The sequence below is a fragment of the Sphingobium sp. JAI105 genome (assembly GCF_015752145.1).
GTDB lineage: Bacteria > Pseudomonadota > Alphaproteobacteria > Sphingomonadales > Sphingomonadaceae > Sphingobium > Sphingobium xenophagum.
The window spans coordinates 3,097,609-3,119,866 of record NZ_JADOUC010000001.1 but is presented as its reverse complement, the minus strand read 5'-3'; the positions used below and the strand labels follow the sequence as shown (position 1 = coordinate 3,119,866).

Annotated in this window: 22 protein-coding genes and 1 pseudogene; 12 read left to right on the top strand and 11 right to left on the bottom strand. The window is 64.1% G+C overall.

From position 1 onward, the window contains the following. Window positions 1-105 precede the first annotated feature (105 nt). Window positions 106-873, top strand: coding sequence for a molybdate ABC transporter substrate-binding protein (modA, locus tag IWY39_RS15120; protein WP_107124741.1), 768 nt, complete (start codon window positions 106-108; stop codon window positions 871-873). 34 nt (window positions 874-907) lie between these two features. On the opposite strand, the gene IWY39_RS15115 is transcribed toward modA, so the two are convergent. The 8 genes from IWY39_RS15115 to thiS form a co-directional block, all read right to left on the bottom strand. After that, complete coding sequence (locus tag IWY39_RS15115; protein ID WP_107124740.1) at window positions 908-2,188, bottom strand: capsule biosynthesis protein; 1,281 nt, start codon at window positions 2,186-2,188, stop codon at window positions 908-910. Then, the gene (locus tag IWY39_RS15110; RefSeq protein WP_107124739.1) at window positions 2,181-3,707 is read right to left on the bottom strand and encodes a capsular polysaccharide export protein, LipB/KpsS family; all 1,527 of its coding nucleotides are present in this window, start codon (window positions 3,705-3,707) and stop codon (window positions 2,181-2,183) included. The genes IWY39_RS15115 and IWY39_RS15110 overlap by 8 nt, the downstream gene beginning before the upstream one ends. A 37-nt stretch (window positions 3,708-3,744) precedes the next feature. Continuing rightward, window positions 3,745-5,040, bottom strand: coding sequence for a glycosyltransferase family 4 protein (locus IWY39_RS15105; protein WP_107124738.1), 1,296 nt, complete (start codon window positions 5,038-5,040; stop codon window positions 3,745-3,747). A gap of 54 nt (window positions 5,041-5,094) precedes the next feature. After that, window positions 5,095-5,535 carry an HIT family protein gene (locus tag IWY39_RS15100; protein WP_107124737.1) on the bottom strand — a complete coding sequence of 147 codons (441 nt, stop codon included), beginning with the start codon at window positions 5,533-5,535 and terminating at the stop codon, window positions 5,095-5,097. A 7-nt stretch (window positions 5,536-5,542) separates the two neighbouring features. Further along, complete coding sequence (locus tag IWY39_RS15095; protein WP_026002045.1) at window positions 5,543-6,178, bottom strand: CoA transferase subunit B; 636 nt, start codon at window positions 6,176-6,178, stop codon at window positions 5,543-5,545. Between the two features lie 17 nt (window positions 6,179-6,195). Next, window positions 6,196-7,077, bottom strand: a complete 882-nt coding sequence (locus IWY39_RS15090; RefSeq protein ID WP_107124736.1) for an HAD family acid phosphatase — start codon at window positions 7,075-7,077, stop codon at window positions 6,196-6,198. After that, window positions 7,077-7,787 (bottom strand): CoA transferase subunit A, encoded by a 711-nt coding sequence (locus IWY39_RS15085; RefSeq protein ID WP_017181026.1) that lies wholly within the window; start codon window positions 7,785-7,787, stop codon window positions 7,077-7,079. Before IWY39_RS15085 ends, IWY39_RS15090 begins: the two co-directional genes overlap by 1 nt. Window positions 7,788-7,868: 81 nt before the next feature. Further along, window positions 7,869-8,870, bottom strand: a complete 1,002-nt coding sequence (gene thiS / locus IWY39_RS15080; RefSeq protein ID WP_107124735.1) for a sulfur carrier protein ThiS — start codon at window positions 8,868-8,870, stop codon at window positions 7,869-7,871. A gap of 124 nt (window positions 8,871-8,994) precedes the next feature. On the opposite strand from thiS, the gene aroQ reads away from it, so the two are divergent. The 5 genes from aroQ to IWY39_RS15055 all read left to right on the top strand — a co-directional run bounded on the left by aroQ (window position 8,995) and on the right by IWY39_RS15055 (window position 12,615). Next, window positions 8,995-9,435, top strand: coding sequence for a type II 3-dehydroquinate dehydratase (aroQ, locus tag IWY39_RS15075; RefSeq protein ID WP_107124734.1), 441 nt, complete (start codon window positions 8,995-8,997; stop codon window positions 9,433-9,435). 107 nt (window positions 9,436-9,542) lie between these two features. Further along, complete coding sequence (accB, locus tag IWY39_RS15070) at window positions 9,543-10,028, top strand: acetyl-CoA carboxylase biotin carboxyl carrier protein (RefSeq protein WP_019053743.1); 486 nt, start codon at window positions 9,543-9,545, stop codon at window positions 10,026-10,028. 13 nt (window positions 10,029-10,041) lie between these two features. Continuing rightward, window positions 10,042-11,388 (top strand): acetyl-CoA carboxylase biotin carboxylase subunit, encoded by a 1,347-nt coding sequence (gene accC, locus IWY39_RS15065; protein WP_107124733.1) that lies wholly within the window; start codon window positions 10,042-10,044, stop codon window positions 11,386-11,388. 63 nt (window positions 11,389-11,451) lie between these two features. Then, on the top strand, window positions 11,452-11,796 hold the full coding sequence (arsC, locus tag IWY39_RS15060) for an arsenate reductase (glutaredoxin) (RefSeq protein ID WP_107124732.1): 345 nt from the start codon (window positions 11,452-11,454) through the stop codon (window positions 11,794-11,796). Window positions 11,797-11,865: 69 nt separating this feature from the next. Continuing rightward, window positions 11,866-12,615, top strand: coding sequence for a ParA family protein (locus tag IWY39_RS15055; protein ID WP_019053745.1), 750 nt, complete (start codon window positions 11,866-11,868; stop codon window positions 12,613-12,615). Here the strand turns inward: IWY39_RS15055 and IWY39_RS15050 are convergent. Next, complete coding sequence (locus IWY39_RS15050) at window positions 12,612-14,972, bottom strand: putative bifunctional diguanylate cyclase/phosphodiesterase (protein ID WP_107124731.1); 2,361 nt, start codon at window positions 14,970-14,972, stop codon at window positions 12,612-12,614. The genes IWY39_RS15055 and IWY39_RS15050 overlap by 4 nt on opposite strands. Before the next feature lie 63 nt (window positions 14,973-15,035). Next, window positions 15,036-16,796, bottom strand: a complete 1,761-nt coding sequence (locus IWY39_RS15045) for a fatty acyl-AMP ligase (protein WP_017181018.1) — start codon at window positions 16,794-16,796, stop codon at window positions 15,036-15,038. Window positions 16,797-16,945: 149 nt separating this feature from the next. On the opposite strand from IWY39_RS15045, the gene IWY39_RS15040 reads away from it, so the two are divergent. From IWY39_RS15040 to IWY39_RS24470, 4 genes and pseudogenes are all read left to right on the top strand, one after another. After that, window positions 16,946-17,470, top strand: a complete 525-nt coding sequence (locus IWY39_RS15040; protein WP_107124730.1) for a regulatory protein RecX — start codon at window positions 16,946-16,948, stop codon at window positions 17,468-17,470. 47 nt (window positions 17,471-17,517) lie between these two features. Continuing rightward, entirely contained in the window at window positions 17,518-18,054 is a 537-nt protein-coding gene (locus IWY39_RS15035) for a DUF192 domain-containing protein (RefSeq protein ID WP_107124729.1), read from the top strand. A gap of 116 nt (window positions 18,055-18,170) precedes the next feature. Continuing rightward, a complete protein-coding gene (locus IWY39_RS15030; protein ID WP_017181015.1) occupies window positions 18,171-18,569 on the top strand; it encodes an NADH:ubiquinone oxidoreductase subunit NDUFA12 in 399 nt (132 codons plus the stop codon). Beyond that, window positions 18,548-18,973 (top strand): annotated as a pseudogene (locus IWY39_RS24470) (DUF2155 domain-containing protein); the annotation flags it as partial. The gene IWY39_RS15030 and the pseudogene IWY39_RS24470, both read left to right, overlap by 22 nt. Window positions 18,974-19,008: 35 nt before the next feature. Here the strand turns inward: IWY39_RS24470 and aat are convergent. Then, window positions 19,009-19,758: a leucyl/phenylalanyl-tRNA--protein transferase gene (aat, locus tag IWY39_RS24110; RefSeq protein ID WP_107124728.1), complete on the bottom strand. Its 750-nt coding sequence runs from the start codon at window positions 19,756-19,758 to the stop codon at window positions 19,009-19,011. Between the two features lie 102 nt (window positions 19,759-19,860). Here aat and IWY39_RS15015 point away from each other — a divergent pair, with 102 nt between their 5' ends. Next, window positions 19,861-20,958, top strand: coding sequence for a potassium channel family protein (locus IWY39_RS15015; protein WP_107124727.1), 1,098 nt, complete (start codon window positions 19,861-19,863; stop codon window positions 20,956-20,958). A gap of 46 nt (window positions 20,959-21,004) precedes the next feature. After that, on the top strand, window positions 21,005-22,216 hold the full coding sequence (locus IWY39_RS15010; RefSeq protein ID WP_107124726.1) for a dipeptidase: 1,212 nt from the start codon (window positions 21,005-21,007) through the stop codon (window positions 22,214-22,216). Window positions 22,217-22,258: the final 42 nt, after the last annotated feature.

Here is a 22,258-nt window from a genome sequence, read left to right as displayed (position 1 = left end):
CAGCGCGGTTTCCTGAACATGCCGCCTGCTCTAGCCGATTGATCCCCGCTGCAAAAGTACCGTGCGCCACTTGCTTCGCCAAATCGCCCACGGCACACAGGCGGCATGTTCCTGCGCTTCCTGCCTGCCATCGCCCTGTTGCTGCTTCTGGTCCCGACCGCCCAGGCTGCGTCACCCGATCGCGGCCCGCTGATCCTCGCCGCCGCCAGTATGCAGGAGGCGATGACCGCCGCCGCCGACGCATGGGGCAGACACGGTCATGCCCGACCCGTCCTGTCGTTCGCCGGCTCGTCGGCGCTGGCGCGACAAATCCGGGCGGGCGCTCCGGCCGACCTGTTCCTCTGCGCGGATGAAGACTGGATGCGCGATGTCGAGCAGGCCGGGTTCGTCGTACGCGGCACCCGCGTCGATGTCGTCGGCAACCGGCTGGTGCTGGTCACGCCGAAGCGCAAGCCGGTGCGCCTGCGGATCGGCCGCGCCATGCCGATCGCGCGGGCGCTGGGCAACGGGCGGCTGGCCATGGCCGATCCTGACAGCGTGCCAGCGGGCAAATATGGCAAGGCAGCACTCACCAGCCTTGGCGTGTGGCCAAGCGTTGCCGGCAAAATCGCGCGCGGCGACAATGTCCGTGCCGCGCTGGCGCTGGTGGAACGGGGCGAAGTGCCGCTGGGGATCGTCTATGCCACCGACGCGCGTGTCGCGGGCGGCGTAGCGATCGTCGGCGCCTTCCCGGCCAGCAGTCATCCGCCGATCCGTTACCCGATCGCGCGCCTGACCAGCAGCCGCCACAAGGATGCAGAAGCGTTCCGCCGCTTCCTGTTATCGCCATCGGGCAAGGGCATCTTCGCCCGCTACGGCTTCACCGCGCCCTGACCGTCAGGGATCGCTCAGTTGCGGACCCGCCGGGTCAGACCGCGCTATTCGACGCAATGAAATCGCTGACCTGGGGCGTCACCAGTTTCAGATGACGGCGGGTTCCGCGTCCGACCGGCGCCAGTCGATCCGCCGCATTCTCGACCAGCATCTGCAAGCCTTCATCGCTCAGCAACCCGCCGCGAATCAGGCAGCGATCGGCCAGCACCTGCCTGAAGGCGGAATAGAGCGCCATGTCGGGTGGCGACGGATTGGTCCAGAATGCGTCCAGCCCCTTCACGCTGACGATGCCGGGTATCTTGTATACCGCATGTCCCAGTACCAGCACCGGCTTGCCACTGTTCAGCGCCAGCGTGCCGACCGTGCTGTTCACCGTGACCACGCCGATCGCATTTTTCACGACTGCGGCAATGTCCCAGTCGGACAGATAATGGATACGGTCCGCCACGCCATAATCTTTCGCCAGACGACGGATCAGCCGGCCCCAGGCGACCAGCCCGGAATCGAGCGGATGCTGCTTGATCACCAGCAGCACGTCAGCGGGGGCATGATGGGCAAAGCTTTTGATGACGAAGCGCAACGCCGCCCGCATGTTGCCAAAGGGCGAATGGACCCGCAGCTGATAATCGGAATTCAGCTGCAACGGCAGGGTGAAATAGCGCTTTCCTTCCACCCTGGCCCAGGCCTGGGCCGACTGCTCCAGGTCGCGGCTGCGCATCATCAACTTCCGCGCCCAGGACAGCGATTCCATGACGAAACTGTGCGGCCGGTGGGTCCGGTAAAAGGGGAATAGCGGGCGCAGCATGGCAGCAGCAAAACCATTGCGCATGGTATTGCGCGCGCGGGTGCTGAAGTTCGAAGGGATTGTCGGCTGATTCTCCTCCAGCGGGGGGAGGCCCATCGCTTCGTCGCGATACCATTGCGGGTCCAGCGGCAAGGTGGAATTGCCGTTCACGCCATCGGCCTGAAGCGTCAGGAAATCGGGGCGGATATACCCTTCCTCCACCACATGCACGCGCAGGTTGCGCAGCCGGGCCATGCCGTGCGCGCTGGCATGATAGGGGCGGCAATCGCCATAAAGGATCAGGTCAGTGACGCCATGGGCGACGATGAAATCGTCGAAAAACAGCGGCCAGTTACGGAAGGTGCCATGATAGTCGGTCGCATCGCCGGGCCAGTCGACCTTGTCGCCGCCATTGATGTTGATTCGCAATGCCACATGCCCGCGCTGCCGCAAGGCGTCGGCCAGCATCGCGAAATAGGGACCATGCGGTCCTTGCAGAAACAGAAAGCTCTTCTTGTTGCGGTTAGCCATGCAGAAACTCAGCGGACAAGGTCATAAAACGTCGAAACTTCCCCTGTAGCGCCCGCAACGCGATGAGCCAGGTCATCGGCGGCGTCGATCCATCCGCCATGCGATCCACCATGATTTCGGGACCGCACGGCAACCGCGTTACCGGATCGAGATAACGAGGATAGAGAATGAGAGCGGCCGCGACAAGCTGATCCACGGTGAGTTGACGCCCGCGCCGCACACAGGGTTGCGCCAGATCGCGCGTCAGACCCCAGCCTGCGTAGAAAGGCATCCCATGGACCGTTACGGAACGGCCACGCATCAGCGCTTCGAAACCGGTCAGGGAAGAGAGGACATGGAGTTCATCAACAGCCTGCACCAGTTCCATCAGCGGCGCACCACTGTCGATCGCATCGGCATGGGCAAGGACGACCGAGTCGGGCAAATGCCCCTTGCGATGCCCCGCCTGCACATCGGGATGGGGGCGATAGACGATCCAGGCGTCCGGCTCGGCCCGGCGCACCCGCTTCAGAAAATCCAGATTGCCATCGACCCCGGCGCCGCCCAGCCGCACCGACAGATCGTCATCAACCTGGCCGATCGCCAACACCGTGCGCCTGTCGGCCGGAAGATCGATCATCTGCCCGGCTTCCGGCCCATATTTGGTCACGCCGGTGGCGCAGACCCGTTCGCGCAGGCGGCGGGCGCGGTCGACCAGCGCGGGCGGAAAATCATGCGTCGCCAGCAGCGTTTCCAGATCATTGGCGGCGCGCGCATTATAATAGATGCCCGTGCGATCCACCACGACGGAACCGGGCGGGTGCAACGCCGCCCCCAACCCGCGGGAACGCAAAAAGCCATCCTCCACCCGCGCCAGCGCCACGCCCTGATCGGCGGCATCCTGCGGCAGGGTGACAGGCACGCGCGACGGCCAGACCGCCAGCGCCCCCTGCTCCCGCCGGGCGCGGCGCAGTCCCCGGTCGGCGGACAGAAATGGGGGCGAGACAACGCCGTCCCACAGGAAATGACGGATCGCGTCACGCTTCCAGAACGCCATGCCGCTCGCCGCCACGATGCCGCGATTGCCGTCGATATGCCGCCGCCAGTCAGCGAGCTGCGTCACCGCCTGCATCGCATCGACCGGCGCACCAGTGAAACAGTCGCGATAGCGGGCGGCTGCGATCCGCGCCTTGAGGGACGCGCGCAGCTGACCCGGATCGATGACCGCGCCGTCGGGACCGATCACTGAAATGCCCAGCAGGCCCGCGATCAGCGCCACGTCCTCGTCCGCCTGCGCATGGATCGACTGCACGGAAGCGACCAGTGCCCAAGGATCACTCTCAGCACGATCCGACCGGCCGGGTTCACCGGGTCTTGCGCCCCAGAACGCGCCGCCGACCCGCGCCGCGACAATCGCATCCAGCACATCGTCGCCAACCGGCGCAGCGCCATCGCCCGTTTCGCGCATCACGCTGACAGCGGCGAGCGAAGCAGCAATGCCGGGAAAAGGCGGGGACCGCAGGAATGGCGTGGGAATCATAATGGCAGTCAGTTCATGGGCTTGGGCCGATGCAAGGTCAAGAAACAGAACTTGTCACATCTTCCAGCAAATCGATGACGATATCGAAATAGTCCCGCCAGGTCGGCGCGCGCCAGACCGAGAGCCGCCCGATCTGCGCCGCGCGATCGGGCGAATCCGGCTGACTATAGTTCAAGATCGCCTTCATCCAGCCCAGCCCGTCCAGGGGATCGAGATAGTCGGGCGCGTCGCCGCCCACTTCGCGATGAGCCATGATGTCGCTGCATATCACCGGAACGCCAGCGGCCAGCGCCTCCACCACGGGCATCCCGAACCCTTCGGCGAAGGAAGGCATCAGCATCGCGCGCGCGTTGGCGACCAGCGCCTGCATCCGCGTGTCGGACACCTCGCCCGCCTCGATCACATGGCCGCGCAACGCTTCGGCGCGATCGAGCAGATCGACGACATTCTCATTCTCCCAGCCGCGCCGTCCGATCAGCACCAGCACCGGGGCTGCATCGCCCAGTTGCTCGACCAGCCGCCGCCAGATGGTGAGCAGGAGCAGGTGATTCTTGCGCGGCTCGATGGTCGAAATATAGACGAAATACGGGCGGTCAGGCAGCGATTCGCCACGACCGCCAAATATGTCCACCGCGTCCGCGCCGAAATGGGCGACACTGACCACGCGCCCTGACAGCCCGTTGGCCATATGCGGCGCCAGCGCGTCGATCGTCGCCTGGCTATTGCCGATGATGCCGCTGGCAAAGCGATCGATCGTATGCACCCGCCGCCGATGTTCATCCGCCCCCTGCGGCCGGGCATATTCGGGATGGCTGAGCGGGATCACATCATGCACCAGCGTCACGAATTTCGCGCCCTCCGCGCGCAGGATCGCGCCGACCTGATCGGCATTGTCCAGATGGTGTGGCGACACCTGCAGATAGAGACGCGGCCCGGTTGCGCGTGGCACCGGGCGCGGACGCAGCGCGAACATGTGCCGCACGATCGCCGCCCGCCCCTCGCGCGCATCGGCTGCCCCGGCGTTGCGCCATTTGGCCGCCGTAAAGGCCAGAAATTGCCGCACCGCCGCGCTGTTGAGCCGACCATAATAGCCGCCCGCCGGATGAACCGCTGCAAAGGACAGCCGGTCTGGAATCCGCTCCAGCAGTTCGCGGGCATAGACATATTCCACCCGGTCGATGCCGGTCGGCGCGGGGTGGAAGGAACGCGACAGCAGGCGCGACAGGTCGAGGACAACCTCGCCCTCGCCCCGCTGCCCCTGGAACAGCGGACTGGCCCGCTTGGTACGCAAAGCCAGCCGGGCACCGGGCACGTTGAAGGGACGCAGGACCATGTCAGCGTCCGCCAACACAAAGGGGCGTCTGCCCCGCAAAGCGATGGAAACGCATCAGAGGTGCGCGCGTATCTCTTGCGCCAGCGCTTGGAGCGCATCGGCGTCCGCGAACTGGCCTTCGCCATGGGCGACGAAGCCAGTCGCCTGCCCTGCCCAGCGCGGCACGATATGGACATGCAGATGGAACACCGTCTGCCCCGCCGCCGATCCGTTGAACTGGGCGATGTGCAGGCCGTCGGGGTTGAGCGCGGCCCGGATGGCGGTCGCGACCTTGCGGGTCGTCGCCATCACCTGCGCCAGCGCGTCCTCCTCAATCTCCAATATGTTGCGCGCCTTCGACCATTTGGAAATGACCAGCGCATGGCCCTTCGACTGCGGCTGAATGTCCAGAAAGCAGAACGTATGGGCATCCTCATACAGGGGGACCGAAGGGATTTTGCCCGCAAGGATGAGGGCAAAGACATTGCCCTCATCATAAGTACCATCAAGGCTCATGGCGCTGTCAGACCAGATAGTGCGCGGTGGTCTTGGCGGCGACCTCTTCCGCCGTGACGCCCGGCGCCATTTCGACCAGTGTGAACGGACTGTCATGGTCGGGACGCTGGAACACGCACAGGTCGGTGATGATCATGTCGACCACATTCTTGCCGGTCAGCGGCAGGGTGCAGGCCGGGATGAACTTGGGATCGCCATTCTTGCTGGTGTGCTCCATCACGACGATGATCTTCTTGACGCCCGCGACCAGATCCATCGCACCGCCCATGCCCTTGATCATCTTGCCGGGGATCATCCAGTTGGCGATGTCGCCATTTTCCGCCACTTCCATCGCGCCAAGCACGGTCAGGTCGATATGCCCGCCGCGGATCATCGCGAAACTGTCGGCCGAACTGAAATAGGCGGTCTGCGGCAGTTCGCTGATCGTCTGCTTGCCCGCGTTGATAAGGTCGGCATCCTCCTCGCCCTCATAGGGAAAGGGTCCGATCCCCAGCATCCCGTTTTCCGATTGCAGCGTCACTTCCACGCCTTCGGGAATATGGTTGGCGACCAGCGTCGGAATGCCGATGCCCAGGTTCACATAGAAGCCGTCCTGCAATTCCTTTGCCGCGCGCGCGGCCATTTCATCACGTGTCCAGGGCACTATATGGCCTCCTCTGCTTAATGGGGCTTCCACCGGTTCTTGGGGAAAATCTCGTTAAAATCGCCTTCGGCGCCCTTGCCATACACGGGGTTGGGCAACAGGAACCATCCCTGCCCCCACATCCGCGCCAGCATAGGCGATCCCATGGCCTGCCGCCGTTTCACCACAGGCAGGCGGCCATTTTCCTTCACGTTGAACAGGTCGCTGAAATCGCCGAGCTGGTCGCCAGCCATCGCCACGACGCACCATGTCTCGGCGATCGTGGCGCGGCGCCCGTCCTTCTTGCCATCGCCAGCACTGTCCAGGAACAGCGTCTTGCCCGGCTCCGCCACGCCCAGCCCGGCATGGGCCAGCGCTTCGGCGGTTTCCTGCATGCTGGCGGCGCTGCGATTGCTGTTGAAGATCACCGCAATATCCGCCTTGCGCAGCGCGTCGACCGCCTCGACCGCGCCGGGCACGGGATCGACCAGCTTCGCGCCGTCCTTTTCCCATTTGGCCCAGGTATCCTTGTCGAAAGCCCGCGACTGTTCATAGCTTTGCTGCTTGGCCGCCGCCCAATATTCAGCGCCGGTGTTCAACAGCAGGGTCTCGTCAATATCGAACACGACGGCGGGCTTCTTGTCGCCGCAGCTTTCGAAGGCAGGCCGGTCGAGCGTCGCGCCAGGCGCCAGCACCCGCTGCACCACCGGCTCGCCCATGCGCCAGCGTTCCGCCTGTATCACTGCAAAAGCACGCAGCGCGTTGAACGCCTGCCGGCTGGTCGCCGCCCCTTCCGCCGAACCATAGAGCCACTGGAACTCGCGCCAGGGCTGGTCGCTGTCGGGGCGCGTCTGCGCCGTGGCTGGCGCGGCCGCCAACAACGCGGCCACCGCCGCCAGCGCGCCGGTCAGGCGACGCATCACGCCGCCGCCCGCTGCCTTACCGTGCGGAACTCGATCTTCTTGTCATAGGGCGCGCCCACGATCATGCGCTTGACGTAAATGCCGGGCAGGTGGATCGCGTCCGGGTCCAGGCTGCCGGTCGGCACCACTTCCTCGACCTCCGCAATGCAGATTTTTGCGGCAGTCGCCATCGGCTGGTTGAAGTTGCGCGCGGTCTTGCGGAAGATCAGGTTGCCGCTCTCGTCAGCCTTCCAGCCCTTGACGATCGCAACGTCGGCGAAAATGCCCCGCTCCAGGATATAATCCTGCCCGTCGAAGCTCTTGACTTCCTTGCCCTCGGCCACGGCAGTGCCGACGCCGGTCTTGGTGTAGAAACCGGGGATGCCTGCCCCGCCGGCGCGGCAGCGTTCGGCCAGCGTCCCTTGCGGGCAGAATTCGACTTCCAGTTCGCCCGCCAGATACTGGCGTTCAAATTCCTTATTCTCGCCGACATAGGAAGAGATCATTTTCTTGACCTGCCGAGTGCGCAGCAGCTTGCCCAGCCCCTCGCCATCGATACCGGCATTGTTGGACGCGATGGTCAGATCCTTCACCCCCGAATCGCGGATCGCATCAATCAGCCGTTCGGGAATGCCGCACAGGCCAAAACCGCCCGCGCACAGGTGCATGCCGTCGAAGAGAAGCCCGTCCAGCGCGGACGCGGCATCGGGGTATAGCTTGTTCACCATCGCTTATTTCCTCCTCAACTGACCCAGCCCATAGGCGACAAGATAGGCGGCGGTCAATTTGCTGCACAAGCGAAAGACGCGTCAGATAAGCCCTGCCAGGGGACTGGACGGATCGGCATACATGCGCTTGCCCATGCGCCCGGCGCGATAGGCCATGCGCCCCGCCTCCACGCCTGCCTTCATCGCGGCGGCCATCAGCACCGGGTCTTTCGCTTCGGCGATCGCGGTGTTCATCAGGACGCCGGTGCAGCCCAGCTCCATCGCCTGCGCCGCTTCGGACGCCGTGCCCACGCCTGCATCGACGAGCACGGGCAGCTTGGTCCCCTCGACGATCAGGCGGATGGTGACCCGGTTCTGGATGCCGAGGCCCGAACCGATCGGCGCGCCCAGCGGCATGATCGCCACCGCGCCCACATCCTCCAGTCGCTTGGCTGCGATCGGGTCGTCGACGCAATAGACCATCGGCTTGAAGCCTTCCTTGGCCAATATCTCGGTCGCGCGCAGCGTTTCGACCATATCGGGATAGAGCGTACGCGCCTCGCCCAGCACTTCCAGCTTCACCAGTTCCCAGCCGCCCGCTTCCCGCGCCAGCCGCAGCGTGCGGATCGCTTCCTCGCCGGTAAAACAGCCCGCCGTGTTGGGCAGATAGGTGATCACCTTTGGATCGATATAGTCGGTCAGCATCGGCGCCTTGGGATCCGACACGTTCACCCGGCGCACGGCGACGGTGACGATCTCCGCGCCTGATGCCGCGACCGCCGCCGCATTCTGCTCGAAATTCTTATATTTGCCCGTGCCGACGATCAGGCGCGACCGGAAGGTCTGGCCCGCCACGCTCCAACTATCGTCGGCGACCGAAGCGACGTCGCCACCGCCAACAAAATGCACGATTTCCAGCTCGTCGCCATCCTCTACCATGACCAGCGCCAGCGTAGAGCGCGGCACGACCTCCAGATTGCGTTCGACCGCGACCTTTTCGGGCACGAAACCCAGCTCACTTGCCAGTTCGGCCAGGGTCAGCCCGTCGCGCACGCGGCGATGTTCGCCATTGATATGGATGGAAATAGTGCCGTCGACGCTCACAATATGCGGTCCCGTTCCTGCAAGATGGAAACGTGTCTCGACTTGGCGCGACACGAAAGGCTAAAGGTCTTGGCCACATATAGGGGCGCTTGTCCCCTGCTCGCAACAACCAAGGGGGATCGTCGTGGCGGATACGCGCAAAATCTATGTGCTGAACGGCCCCAATCTCAACATGCTGGGAACGCGGGAGCCGGAAATATATGGCTATGACACGCTGGACGATATTGCCGAACGGATGGAAGATGCCGCCACCCGCGCCCATGTCGACATTGATTTTCGCCAGTCCAACCATGAAGGCCATCTGATCGACTGGTTGCAGGAGGCCCATGGTGAAGGCGCCCATGCGGTCATCCTGAATCCCGGCGGGCTGACCCACACGTCGGTTGCCCTGCATGACGCGATCAAGGGCATCACCGTGCCGGTGATCGAAGTGCATCTGTCCAACCCGCACAAGCGTGAGGCATTCCGCCACAAAAGCTATGTCGGCATGGCGGCGAAGGGCACGGTCGCGGGATTTGGGCCAATGTCCTACATGCTGGCGCTGGAAGCCGCGCTGGAACTGTAACAGCCGTTGCACTGCTTCGGGTCGACGCTACAAAGTTGCGCTTTGGCGCAAATCGGCATAGGCGCTGGCCGCAATTATCAGGCTTAGATACGAAATAAGGGTCAACCATGAACGACAAGCAGGAAAAGGGCGCAATGCAGGTGGATGTCGCGCTGGTGCGCGAATTGGCCGCGCTGCTCGACGATACCCACCTGACCGAGATCGAGGTCGAGGATGGCGATCGCAAGATCCGCGTCGCCCGCAAGGCTGGCGGCGGCGCGCCCATCTATGCGCCATCCTTCGCCCCGGCCCCCGCCACCCCGGCTGCGCCGACTGCCGCCCCCGTGGCTGCGTCCGCCGCTGAATTGGCGGCGCCCGCCGGAACCATGGTCCGGTCGCCGATCGTCGGCACCGCCTATCTGTCGGCAGAACCGGGCGCAGCCCCGTTCGCACGGGTCGGCGCGCAGGTCGCCGCCGGCGAAACCATCCTGATCGTGGAAGCGATGAAGGTGATGAACGCCATTCCCGCGCCGTCGTCCGGCACGATCAAGGCGGTATTGGTCGATAATGGTCAGCCGGTCGAATATGACCAGCCGCTGATCGTCATCGAATAAGGCCGCGCAGCCCATGACCATCGAAAAGCTGTTGATCGCCAACCGCGGCGAGATCGCGCTGCGTATTCACCGTGCCTGCCACGAAATGGGGATCAAGACGGTCGCCGTCCATTCGACCGCCGACGCCGACGCCATGCATGTGCGGCTGGCCGACGAAGCGATCTGCATCGGGCCGCCCGCCGCCCGCGACAGTTACCTGAACATCGCGGCGATCATTTCGGCCGCCGAAATATCAGGCGCGGACGCGATCCATCCGGGCTATGGCTTTTTGAGCGAAAACGCCAAATTCGCCGAGATCGTCGAGGCCCATGGCATCGCCTTTGTAGGGCCAAAGCCCGAACATATCCGCACCATGGGCGACAAGATCGAGGCGAAGCGGACCGCCGGTGCGCTGGGCCTGCCGCTCGTCCCCGGTTCCGACGGCGCGATCAGCGACCTTGAGGAGGCCAAGGCGATCGCGGAGAAGGCCGGTTATCCGGTCATCATCAAGGCAGCATCGGGCGGCGGCGGTCGCGGCATGAAAGTCTGCACCTCGTCCGATGAGCTGGAAACGCTGATGCAGCAGGCCGGGTCGGAAGCGAAGGCGGCCTTTGGCGATGCAACCGTCTATCTCGAAAAATATCTGGGCAATCCGCGCCACATCGAAATTCAGGTGTTCGGCGACGGCAATGGCAACGCCATCCATCTGGGCGAACGCGATTGCTCGCTCCAGCGCCGCCACCAGAAGGTACTGGAAGAAGCGCCCTCCCCGATCCTGAGCCAGGCCGACCGCGAGCGGATCGGTGGCGTCTGCGCGAAGGCGATGGCCGATATGGGCTATCGCGGCGCAGGCACGATCGAATTCCTCTGGGAAGATGGCGAATTCTACTTCATCGAAATGAACACCCGGCTTCAGGTCGAACATCCAGTCACCGAAATGATCACCGGCGTCGATCTGGTCCGCGAACAGATCCGCATCGCCGAAGGCAAGCCGCTGTCCGTGGCGCAGGAGGATCTGCGCTTTACCGGCCATGCGATCGAATGCCGGATCAATGCCGAAGACCCCCGCACCTTCGCGCCATCGCCCGGCACCGTGACCCGCTATCATGTCCCCGGCGGGATGCATGTCCGCGTCGATAGCGGCCTGTATCAGGGCTATAAGGTGCCGCCTTATTATGACAGCATGATCGGCAAGCTGATCGTCTATGGCCGCACCCGCGAAGGCTGCATCATGCGGCTGAAACGCGCCTTGCAGGAATATGTGATCGAGGGGATGAAAACTACGATCCCCCTGCATCAGGCATTGCTGGAGGACCCGCAGTTCCTGAACGGCGACTATACGATCAAATGGCTGGAAGATTGGCTGGCTCGTGAGGGATAAGGAAAGCATCCGGGGGATGCTTTCCCCCGAACCAGCCTGCCAACTGGCGCGGGACGGTCAGGGATGAAGGCCACCATCTGGCATAATCCCCGCTGTTCCAAGTCGCGCGCGGCGCTGGCGATCCTGCAGGAAACGCCCGGCGTCGACGTGACGGTCGTGGAATATCTCAAAACCCCGCCCAGCCGCGCCGAGATCGCGGCCGTGCTGGCCAAGGCGGGACTGACCCCGCGCGATGCGCTGCGCAAGGGTGAGAGCGTCGTCAAGGAAATCGCCCTCGACACCAGCGACGATGCCGCGATCCTCGATGCCATGGCCGCGCATCCGATCCTGATCGAGCGCGCGATCGTCATGACCGACAAGGGCGCAGTGATCGCCCGTCCGCCGGAAAAGGCGCGCGACGTCCTGTAACGTCACCATAGCGTAACATTGCCGTGATTGAGGGCTTGCTTTGGCGGGCGGAAGCCGTAGCTTCCCCCCATGGCAAAGGAACCGGCATTGGCGACTATCGCCGTTTACAGCCTGAAGGGCGGGGTGGGCAAAACCACCTTTGCGATCAATCTCGCCTGGGCGTCGGCGACCATTTCCAAACGGCGGACATTGCTGTGGGATCTGGACCCGCAGGCGGCATCGAGCTGGCTGATTTCCACCGATAGCAAGAGCCGGGACGCCGCACAGGCGATATTCAGCAAGGATGTCGAAGTCCGCAAGCTGATCCAGCCGTCGACAGTGCCGGGGCTGGACCTGATCGCCGCCGACACGTCATTGCGCAGCCTGGACCATCTGTTTCGTGAGATGGACAAGAAGAAGCGGCTGTCCAAGCTGATCGAAAGTCTGGGGAAGGATTATGACCGCATCATCCTCGATTGTCCGCCAGGCCTTACCGAAACCAGCGAGCAGGTGCTGCGCGCTGCAAACATCATTGTCATTCCCGTGATCCCCTCCCCCTTGTCGCAGCGCGCGATGGGCGAAGTGGCCCGCTATCTGGTGCAGCGGGGCGGCAGCCATGCGCCGATCCTGCCGGTCTATTCGATGGTGGATCGCCGCCGGACATTGCATCGCAAGGCGCTGGACGAACAGCCCGACTGGCCCGCCATCCCGATGGCCAGCGCGATCGAGCAGATGACCGTGCGCCGCAAGCCGCTGGGCGCCTTTGCCCCGGCATCGACCCCTGCGAAGGATTTTGCCGCGCTCTGGACCATGGTCGAACGCCAATTGCAGGGCAATTAGGCCCGCGCCCGCTCCTGGGGCGGCGGAAAAAGGCCGATGGCGTCCTGCGCGGCCATGGGACGGCCGAAATAATAGCCCTGCACCTTTTTGCAGCCCAGTTGCCGCACCATTTCCAGCTCGACCTCGGTTTCCACGCCTTCAGCCGTGGTCGTCATGCCCAGACTGTCGGCCAGCGTCACGACGGCACGGATGATCGCCAGGCTTTCAGGCGTGTTTTTCGACGCGCCGACCACGAAGCTGCGGTCGATCTTGATCGTGTTGAAACGGGTGCGGCTGAGATAGCCGAGCGATGAATAGCCGGTGCCGAAATCATCGAGCGAAAGCTGGATGCCAAGGCCGAGCAACTGGTCGAGCACCCGCAGCGCGCCAGCATCCTCGTTCATGAACACGCTTTCGGTGACTTCCAGTTCCAGCCGCCGTGCTTCCAGGCCGCTCTGCGCCAATGCGGACACGACTGCGGATACGAAACTGGGGTTGGTCAATTGTTCAGCCGACACGTTGACGGCAATCCGCACATCGTCGGGCCAGCGCATCGCTTCCATGCAGGCGGTGCGCAGCACCCATTCGCCGATGGGTGCGATCAGCCGGGCTTCTTCAGCGACAGGCACGAATTTGGCCGGCGAAATCGGCCCCATTTCCGGATGGGTCCAGCGCACCAGCGCTTCAAACCCCAACACGCGGCCGCTGGTCGCATCCACCACCGGCTGATAGAGGACGTGAAGCTGGTCCTTGGCCAGCGCCTCGCGTAGCGCCAGTTCGAGCAGCCGCCTTTCTTCCGCCTTGGCATGCAATTGCGGCTCATAGGCGCAATGCAGCCCGCCGCCCTCATCCTTCGCGCGGTAGAGCGCCAGGTCCGCGCTGCGGATCAGCGATTCCGATTCTCCCCCGTCCATCGGCGACATCGCCGAACCGACCGACGCGCCCACATAGAGCATATGCTGATCGACCTGATAGGGCGCCGACAGCGCGCTGATGATGGCGGAGGAAAGTTGTTCGATGCGGTGACTGTCAGAGACGGTCGGAATGACCACGCCAAATTCGTCGCCGCCGATACGCCCGCAAAATTCCGGGCCTGAACAGATTTGCCGCAGACGGCGCGCGACCTGGCTCAGCAGCTTGTCGCCGGTCTGGTGCCCCAGCGTGTCGTTGATCGCCTTGAACCGATCGAGATCGATCATCAGGAAGCCGCAGCCCGGCGTTCGTCCACGGGTTGCCGCCATTGCCTTGTCCAGCGCTTCGCGCAGATGGCTGCGATTGGGCAGGCCGGTGAGCGGATCGAAGCGCGCCAGCCTGGCGATCTTGTCCGCCGATTCACGTTGCGCCGTGACGTCCGACGCAACCCCGCGAAAGCCCAGAAAAAGCCCGTTTTCATCATGGCGCGGCGAAGCGGACAATTCCCACCAGCGGGTTTCGCCCTTCACCTCGACCGGAAGGACCAGGTTGCTGAAACTTTCGCGCCGCTTGAGATGATCGGCCAGACTATGCAGTCCGGCGGCGAAACGGCCGCTTTCCCAACTGCTGCCCGCCAATATCTGGACAAGGGGTTCGCCTTCCAGCTGGGCTGGGTCCAGCCCCATGGTTTCGGCAAAGCGCGTCGACACGCTGCTGATACGGCGCAGTGAATCGGTCTGCCATAACCAGTCGGACCCGCCGCCTTCATATTCGCGCAGCAACAGGCTGACGACTTCGCTCTTTTCCTCCAGTTGCACGCTGGTGCTGTGCTGACGCGCGAAGGTGCGGGCGTAGATGACGCAACCGATCAGCAGCGACAGCGCATAGCTGGTCGCCAGCGCGCGCAGCGGCAACTGGCCGCCATCGTGGAACATGCCGAACAGGCCGGCGATGCAGGGCAATAGGAAGGCGGCGGCAGACAATGGGGTCGCGGCATAGCTGATCGCGCCACACACCATGATGCAACTGATCAGCGTCCACAGCGCCACCAGTTCCTCGGTCTCCCCCGATTGAGAGACAAGCATCATGCAGGCGGCCCATATGATGCCCTGCAACAATGCGCCAAGTCCATGCCGACGCAGATCGCGGCTCGTCAGGCGACTATTGTTCGCGTTGCGCCGGGCGCGGTCCATCAGCACGCCAACCAGGGTGCAGCCGATCAACCCGGCGCTCCAAAGCCCCAGCATGACCGGCGAACAGCAGTGGGTAAAAACCTGCCAGATGAACACCAGGCCGCACAGGTTCATCACCTGCCGCAACAAGGCGACGCTGTCTGCCGTGCGCAACTGCGCTTCCAGCACCCGCGTTCCGACATCGTCGCTTATCTGGCACAGGCCCGTCATCGCGCGCAGCGATGCGCGTTCCTGACGGTCCGGCTCGACGATATGGTTCGAATTGCTGCCCACGATCCCGCGATAGCAGCGATGCGTTATGATTTGGTAAGTCCGCCGATCGCGCGGCAGTCAGCCTCAGGCCGCGATGTCGTAAGGGCGGATCTCACCGGTCAGATAGAGGTTGCGCGCCTTGGACCGGCTCAATTTCCCCGAACTGGTGCGTGGCAGGGTGCGCGGCGGCACCAGTTCGACGACACAATTCATGCCGGTGATCGCGCGGACCCGTTCGCGAATCTGGTCGCGCAGGCGGGACCGTTCGTCATTGTCGGAGGTGCGGCAATGGACCAGCACCGCGGGCGCTTCTTCCCCGCCCGGCGTGGTGATGGCGAAGGCGGCGATGTCGCCCTGCTTGAAGCCCGGCAGCTGCTCGACCGCCCATTCAATATCCTGCGGCCAGTGATTCTTGCCGTTGATGATGATCATGTCCTTGGCGCGGCCGACAATGTAGAGATAGCCATCGCTCAGATAGCCCATGTCGCCGGTGTCGAGCCAGCCGTCAGCCATACAGGCATCGGTCGCGGCCTGATCCCGGAAATAGCCGACCATCAGCGACGGGCCGGTGGTCCACACTTTGCCGATCTGGCGTTCGTTCAACGGGCCGCCATCCTCATCGCGGATTTCCACGGTCATGCCGCGCGCGGGCTTGCCGCAATTGACGATCGAGCGGAAGCGCTGGGGGCGGCCTTCGGTCGCGTCGCCGCCCGACAGGTCGGTTTCCTCGACCAGTTCGACGATGATCCCTTCGCCCGGCGGCATGATGGTGACGGCCAGCGTCGCTTCGGCCAGGCCATAGCTTGGCAGGAAGGCGTTGGGCGAAAAGCCCGCATCGGCAAAGGCGTCGACGAAGCTCTGCATCACGTCAGGACGGATCATGTCCGCGCCATTGCCGGCCAGTCGCCAGCGGGACAGGTCGAACCGATCCTGCGCCTTGGTCTGGCTGGACATGCGACGCGCGCAAATATCGTAGCCGAAGGTTGGCGAGTAGCTGATCGAGGTGCCTTCGTTCCGGCTGATAAGGTCCAGCCAAGCGAGCGGGCGGCGGGCAAAATCCTCGGTCTTCATATAATCGGTCGACACCTGATTGGCGACGACGGACAGGAAGCAGCCGACCAGCCCCATGTCATGATACCAGGGCAGCCAGCTGATGCAGCGATCGCTGTCCTGCACTTCCATGCCATGGCTATGCGCTGCCAGATTGCTGAGCAGCGCATGATGCGTCACGGCGACGCCATGGGGGAAGCGGGTCGATCCGCTCGAATATTGCAGATAGGCAATGTCCTGCGCCTGCGCCCTGGGCAGGTCGGCCGGAACGGCATCGCGGGCGATGAAATCTTCAAATGCGATGCTCTCGACCGCCTTCTGACGGCCCGATTCACCCGCCATCTCGGCCAGTTCTGCGGGGAACAGGAACAGCATCGGGTCGCAGCTGGAAAGCTGGACGTTAAGCTGGTCGATATAACTTTCCTTGCCGCCAAAGCTGGTCGGCAACGGCAATGGCACCGGCCAGGCGCCCGCATAGATGATGCCGAAAAAGAGTTGGGCGAAATCGACGCCGGTTTCCGCAACCAGGGCGACCCGGTCCTGCGGCTTGACGCCATGCGCGATCAGCCGATGGGCGCAGGCGATGGCGTCGCTGCGCAACTCGCTGAACGGATAGGGCCGCGCCAGATTGCCGCGGGCATCATGGAAATTGAGGCCGCGCACACCCTGCGCCGCATAGTCGAGCGCCTCGCCCAGCGTCTCGAAGTCCGAGAAACGGCGCGGCAGAACATCAGTGGTCGGCGTCGGTGCCATCATCTCTTGCGAACCCGTCATATTGGTTTCACCCAATGTCATAAATTATGTGATCGGCGCGGCCGCTATCATCTTTGACCGCGACATGCACCGGATATTAGATTCCAGTCCGCCCTTTTAGCGCATAAGGCACGGTGAAATTCCGGCCCGACTGTGGCATAAAGATGGCGGCCGGCGCATGAAGGCGCAATATGACCAGCAAACGCCCCCGCCCACCGCTTGACGAAGACAGCCTGCGCGACGCCGCGCTGCGTTATGTCAGCCGGTTCGCGACCAGCCGGGGCAAGCTGCTTGCCTATCTGCAACGCAAGATCAGGGAATGTGGCTGGGGCGGCGAACAACCGGCTGACCTGCCCGCCCTGGTCGATCGGCTGGCGGGCCTCGGCTATGTCGATGACAGCCAATATGCGGTGATGAAGAGCGCGGCGCTGGGTCGCCGGGGCTATGGCGCGCGCCGGATCGACGAAAGCCTGCGCGCCGCGGGCATCGCCCCGGCCGACCGCGCGGATGCCGATGCGCAGGTCGACGCGGAACGCTGGATCGCGGCGGAACGCTATGCCCGGCGCAAACGGATCGGCCCCTATGCCAGCGCAGCGCCCGACCCCAAGCAGCGGGAAAAGGCGATCGCCGCCTTTCTGCGCGCGGGCCATAGCTATGCGATCGCCCGGCGCTGGGTCGATGCCGCGCCCGGGCAAATGCCGGAAGCGGAGGAATGAAGGTTAACCCCCTCCCCTCGCCACGCAAATCGCATTAGGCAGGCGCAATGACGCGCTTTCCCGCCCTGATCGCCCTCGCCTTGCTCGCGGCCTGTTCCAGCCAGCCCCCGCCGACGGGCGGCAATATGGTCGATAATGAGGCTGCCAGCGCTGCGCCTTCCGCTGCGCTGTTGCCGCTGGTGATCCAGGGCAGGAACGGCGCGCGGCGCTTTGCCGTCGAAGTTGCCGCGACGCCGCAGCAGCAGGAAGCGGGACTGATGTTCCGCAAGGAACTGGCGGATAATGGGGGGATGCTGTTCCCCATGGACCCGCCACGCACGGCGAGTTTCTGGATGAAGAATACGCTGATCCCGCTCGACATGCTCTTCATCCGCACCGATGGGACGATCGCCTTCATCGGTGCCGACAGCGTCCCCTATTCGCGCGAGCCGGTGTCGGCAGGCGTTCCTGTGGCCGCTGTGCTGGAAATAGGCGGTGGGCGCGCGGCAGAGCTGGGCATCAAGGAAGGCGACGTCGTGCAATGGGGCGGCTGCGCCGTGCCGACGGAAAAACTGCGGACGGAATTGAATTTCTGCCCCGGATGATCGTCACGCCCCGGCGAACAAGCGGATTTTTTGCAGCCGCATTGCCGCTGATGGGCATCATCACACTCCCAAAACGCCTTGCCAATCCCCCGTCGCAGCGGCTAAGCGCGTGAGCCATGGGAATCCTCGGCAAGATCTTCACCTGGTGGGATGGCGCGACCATCGGCACCTCGCTGTTCACCGCTCGCAAGGGTCAGAAGGTGGGCGAGGATATTCAGGGCAATGTCTATTATGAAGGCGGCAGCGACGTCCATGGCGTGCCGCGCCGCTGGGTAATCTATAACGGCACGAATGACGCCAGCCGGGTTCCGGCAGAATGGCACGGCTGGCTGCATCATTCGATCGAAGGGACGCCCGAAAGCTTCCTGCCGCCGCCGCGCATCTGGGAACGGGAATTCACGCCCAATGCCACCGGCACCGCACTTGCCTATCGCCCGTCGGGCGCGATGGAAAAGGGCGGTTTGCGCCAGAAGGCGACCGGCGATTATGAGGCATGGAGCCCCGACGCATCATGATCCGCCGTCCGGCGGGGGCTTGCCTGTCGATCCTGCTTGGCGCCCCCCTGTTGGCGCTGTCCGCCTGTGGCGGCAATGACGTGCCCACCACCAACCAGACCGGACCGGTCAAGGTAGAGGGGTCGCCGATCCAGTCGAGCAACGCCGCCACCTTGCCCGGCACGCCGATGGCGGACCGGGTGGCCGTGATCGGCCTGCTCAACAAGCGCAACGGCCTGACCCGCGACCTGACGATGAAGCCGGGCGAGGCGTTGCGCGTGGGCGATGCGATCGTGCGGCTTCAGGCCTGCGAAACCAGCGCGCCATGGGAAAATGTCCAGGAAACCGGCGCCTTCGTGCAGTTGGACGTGCGCAGCAGCGCGGACGGCAAATGGCGGCGCAATTTTTCCGGCTGGTTGTTCCGCGAACGGCCCGACCGCAACGTCGTGCAGCACCCGGTCTATGATGTGTGGGTCAGAAGCTGCGCAATGGCATGGCCCGAAAGCGGCCCCGCATCGGTCAAGATCGGCGGCAAGGGCGAACCAGTCACCGCATCCCGTGCCAGCGACGCGAACGCCAGTTCCGCAGCGACACCCGCGCCTGCCGACAGCACGCCCGATCCCGCCCCCAGCGGCACCCCACCGACCGCCGCCCCCAGCAACTGAAGATAATCACGCTGGGCGATCTCCACCGCGCCGAGTGAGCGGAGATGTTCGGTCATGAACTGGCAGTCGAGCAGAGTAAAGCCCGCAAAGCGCAGCCGCGCAACCAGCCAGGCCAGCGCGACCTTTGAGGCATCGGTGCGGCGCGACACCATCGATTCGCCGAAGAAGGCGCGGCCCAGCGATACCCCGTACAGCCCGCCGACCAGTTCCTCCCCCTCCCACACCTCGATGGAATGGGCAAAGCCGTGCGCGTGGAGTTGGCGGTAGGATTGTTCGATCGGACCGTTGATCCAGGTCGATGGCCGATCCGGCGCGGCCTGCGCGCATAGCGCCACGATCCCGGCGAAATCGCGATTGGCCGTGACACGAAACTGGTCGCGACGGAGCGTTTTCGACAGCGAGTGCGACATATGAAAAGCATCGAGCGGCAGGATCGCCCGGCGCTTGGGTTCCACCCAATAGACTTCCTCTGCCTCCCGATCGTCCGACATGGGGAATACGCCGATGGCATAGGCTTGCAGCAGGAGCAGCGGGTCGATCGTCATCGCCTTCCCCTCTAACGGCATCCGTCCATGCGGTCATCACCGGACTCGACAGGATCGCGCAAAAGCGCCACCACATTGCCGGCTTCGGGGGGAGCGGAAACGATGGCACAGCACCGGACGGGCAGCGACGCCGCCAGCCTCTTTGCCTCACCGGCGCGGTTGCTGGTGGGGACGCTGATCTTCGTCGCCATCGTCTTTGTTGCGGCGGTGTCGGCCTATGTCGCGGCGGGATGGCCGATCGCGGACGCCGCCTATATGGTAACTTTGACCATATTTTCAGTGGGTTATGGCGAAGTCCGGCCGATCGCCACACCCTATCTGCGCGTCGTGACGATCGCCACGATGGTGCTGGGCTGCACCGGCATGATCGTGCTGACCGGCGCGCTGGTGCAGATGTTCGCGGCCATTCAACTACGCCGATTGCTGGGACTGGATCGCATGCAGACTTTGATCGAACGGCTGAACGGCCATGTGGTGATTTGCGGCTTTGGCCGGATCGGCGTGCAACTGGCCAAGGAACTGCACGCGGCGGGCACGCCCTTTGTCATATTGGAGCGCGACGGTGGCAAGATCGCCGAGGCGCAGACGCTGGGCTATCTGTGCCATCGCGGCGAGGCGACGGAGGAAAGCGCGCTGCGCGCCGTCCGCATCGACCGGGCAAAGATATTGGCCACCGTCCTGCCCGATGACGCCGCCAATGTGTTCATCACCCTGTCCGCCCGCAACATCAATCCGGACCTGGAGATCATTGCGAGGGGCGAGGCGCCAACCACGGAAAGCAAGCTGCTGCACGCAGGCGCGGACAAGGTCGTGCTGCCCACCCATATCGGCGCGGAGCGGATCGCCGAGATGATCCTCTATCCATCGACCGCCGGGTTCATCGCCGATTCGACAGAAATGGGGCAGATGAAGCGCGGCCTTCACGAATTCGGGCTGGAACTGGAAATGGTCGTCGTGCCGGACAAGGGTGCGATGACCGGCGTGACCGTGGGAGAGGCGGAACGACGCGGCCGGGGCGCATTCTTTATCGTCCAGATCGACCATGCCAATGGCAAGAGCATCCAGCATCCCGGTGAGGAAGTGCGACTGGAGGCGCAGGATCAGGTGCTGCTGGTGGTGCGCGGCAGCCGCGTATCGGCGGGCGCGATCTTCACCGCCCCGGCGCAACGCCAGCGCACCGGGCGGACATTCTTCGGATAGCCAGCCGGCGATTGACTTGGGGAAACGCAGGCCTACCCTCGCCCCCATGAAATGCCTTCGTCTTGCGGCGCTGCCGCTGCTGTTCGCCGCCCTGCCCGCGCAGGCCGCGCCCGATCCCTATGCGGCGCGGATCGCCCGCGTCCTCAAAGCCACGCCGCTGATCGACGGCCATAATGACTGGCCCGAAGCGCTGGCGGAAAAGGCGAAGGACGCGCGCTGGACGATGGACCTGACGCAACTCGATCCGAAGCAATATCATACCGACATCAAGCGGCTGAAAGCTGGCGGCGTTGGCGGGCAGTTCTGGTCGGTCTGGGTATCGGCGGACCTGCCGCAGGACCGCCAAGTCAAGGATACGCTGGACCAGATCGGCATGGTGCATAGTCTGGCCGAACGCTATCCGCGCGACTTTGCGCTGGTGACGACCGCAGCGCAGATGCGGGCCGCGCACAAGGCCGGGCGGATCGGATCGCTGATCGGGGTCGAAGGCGGCGGGCAGATCGACGGCAGCCTGGCGGTACTGCGCGCCTATCGCGGGCTGGGCGCGGCCTATCTGACGCTGACCCATAGTCGCACGATCGACTGGGCCGACAGCGCGACCGACAACCCGAAGCATGACGGGCTGACCCCGTTCGGCGAGGATGTGGTGCGCGAACTCAATCGCTTGGGCATGCTGGTGGATCTGAGCCATGTCAGCGAGGCAACGATGCTGGACGCATTGCGGGTGACGAAGGCGCCAGTCATCTTCTCCCACTCCAACGCCCGCGCGCTGTGCGACACGCCGCGCAATGTATCGGACGCGGTGCTGAAGCAGGTTGCGGCCAATGGCGGGGTCGTGATGGTCAATTTCGCCGCCCAATATGTGTCCGAAGCCCGCCGCGTCTGGGGCGCGGATCGCAGCGCGGAGATTGCCCGCTATAATGCGCCGCCCTTTGGCGGGCTGTATATCGGCGATCCCGAGGGCGCGGAAAAGGCGCTGGCGGCATGGGAAGCGGCGCACCCGGAGCCGGTAGCGACGATCGGACAGGTGGCCGATCATATCGAGCATATCGTCAAGATCGCTGGACACGACCATGTCGGCATCGGCAGCGATTTCGACGGCGTGGGTGATTTGCCCGAAGGCTTGGGCGGGGTCGAGACCTATCCGGCATTGCTGGCCGAACTGATGCGGCGCGGGTGGAGCGACGCGGACGTGGCCAAGCTGGTCGGCGGCAACGTGCTGCGGGTGATGGAAGCGGCGGAGAAGGTGGCCGGTTAGCGGGATGGGCCTGCGCACGCTGGCGCTGGCCCACACCTTGCT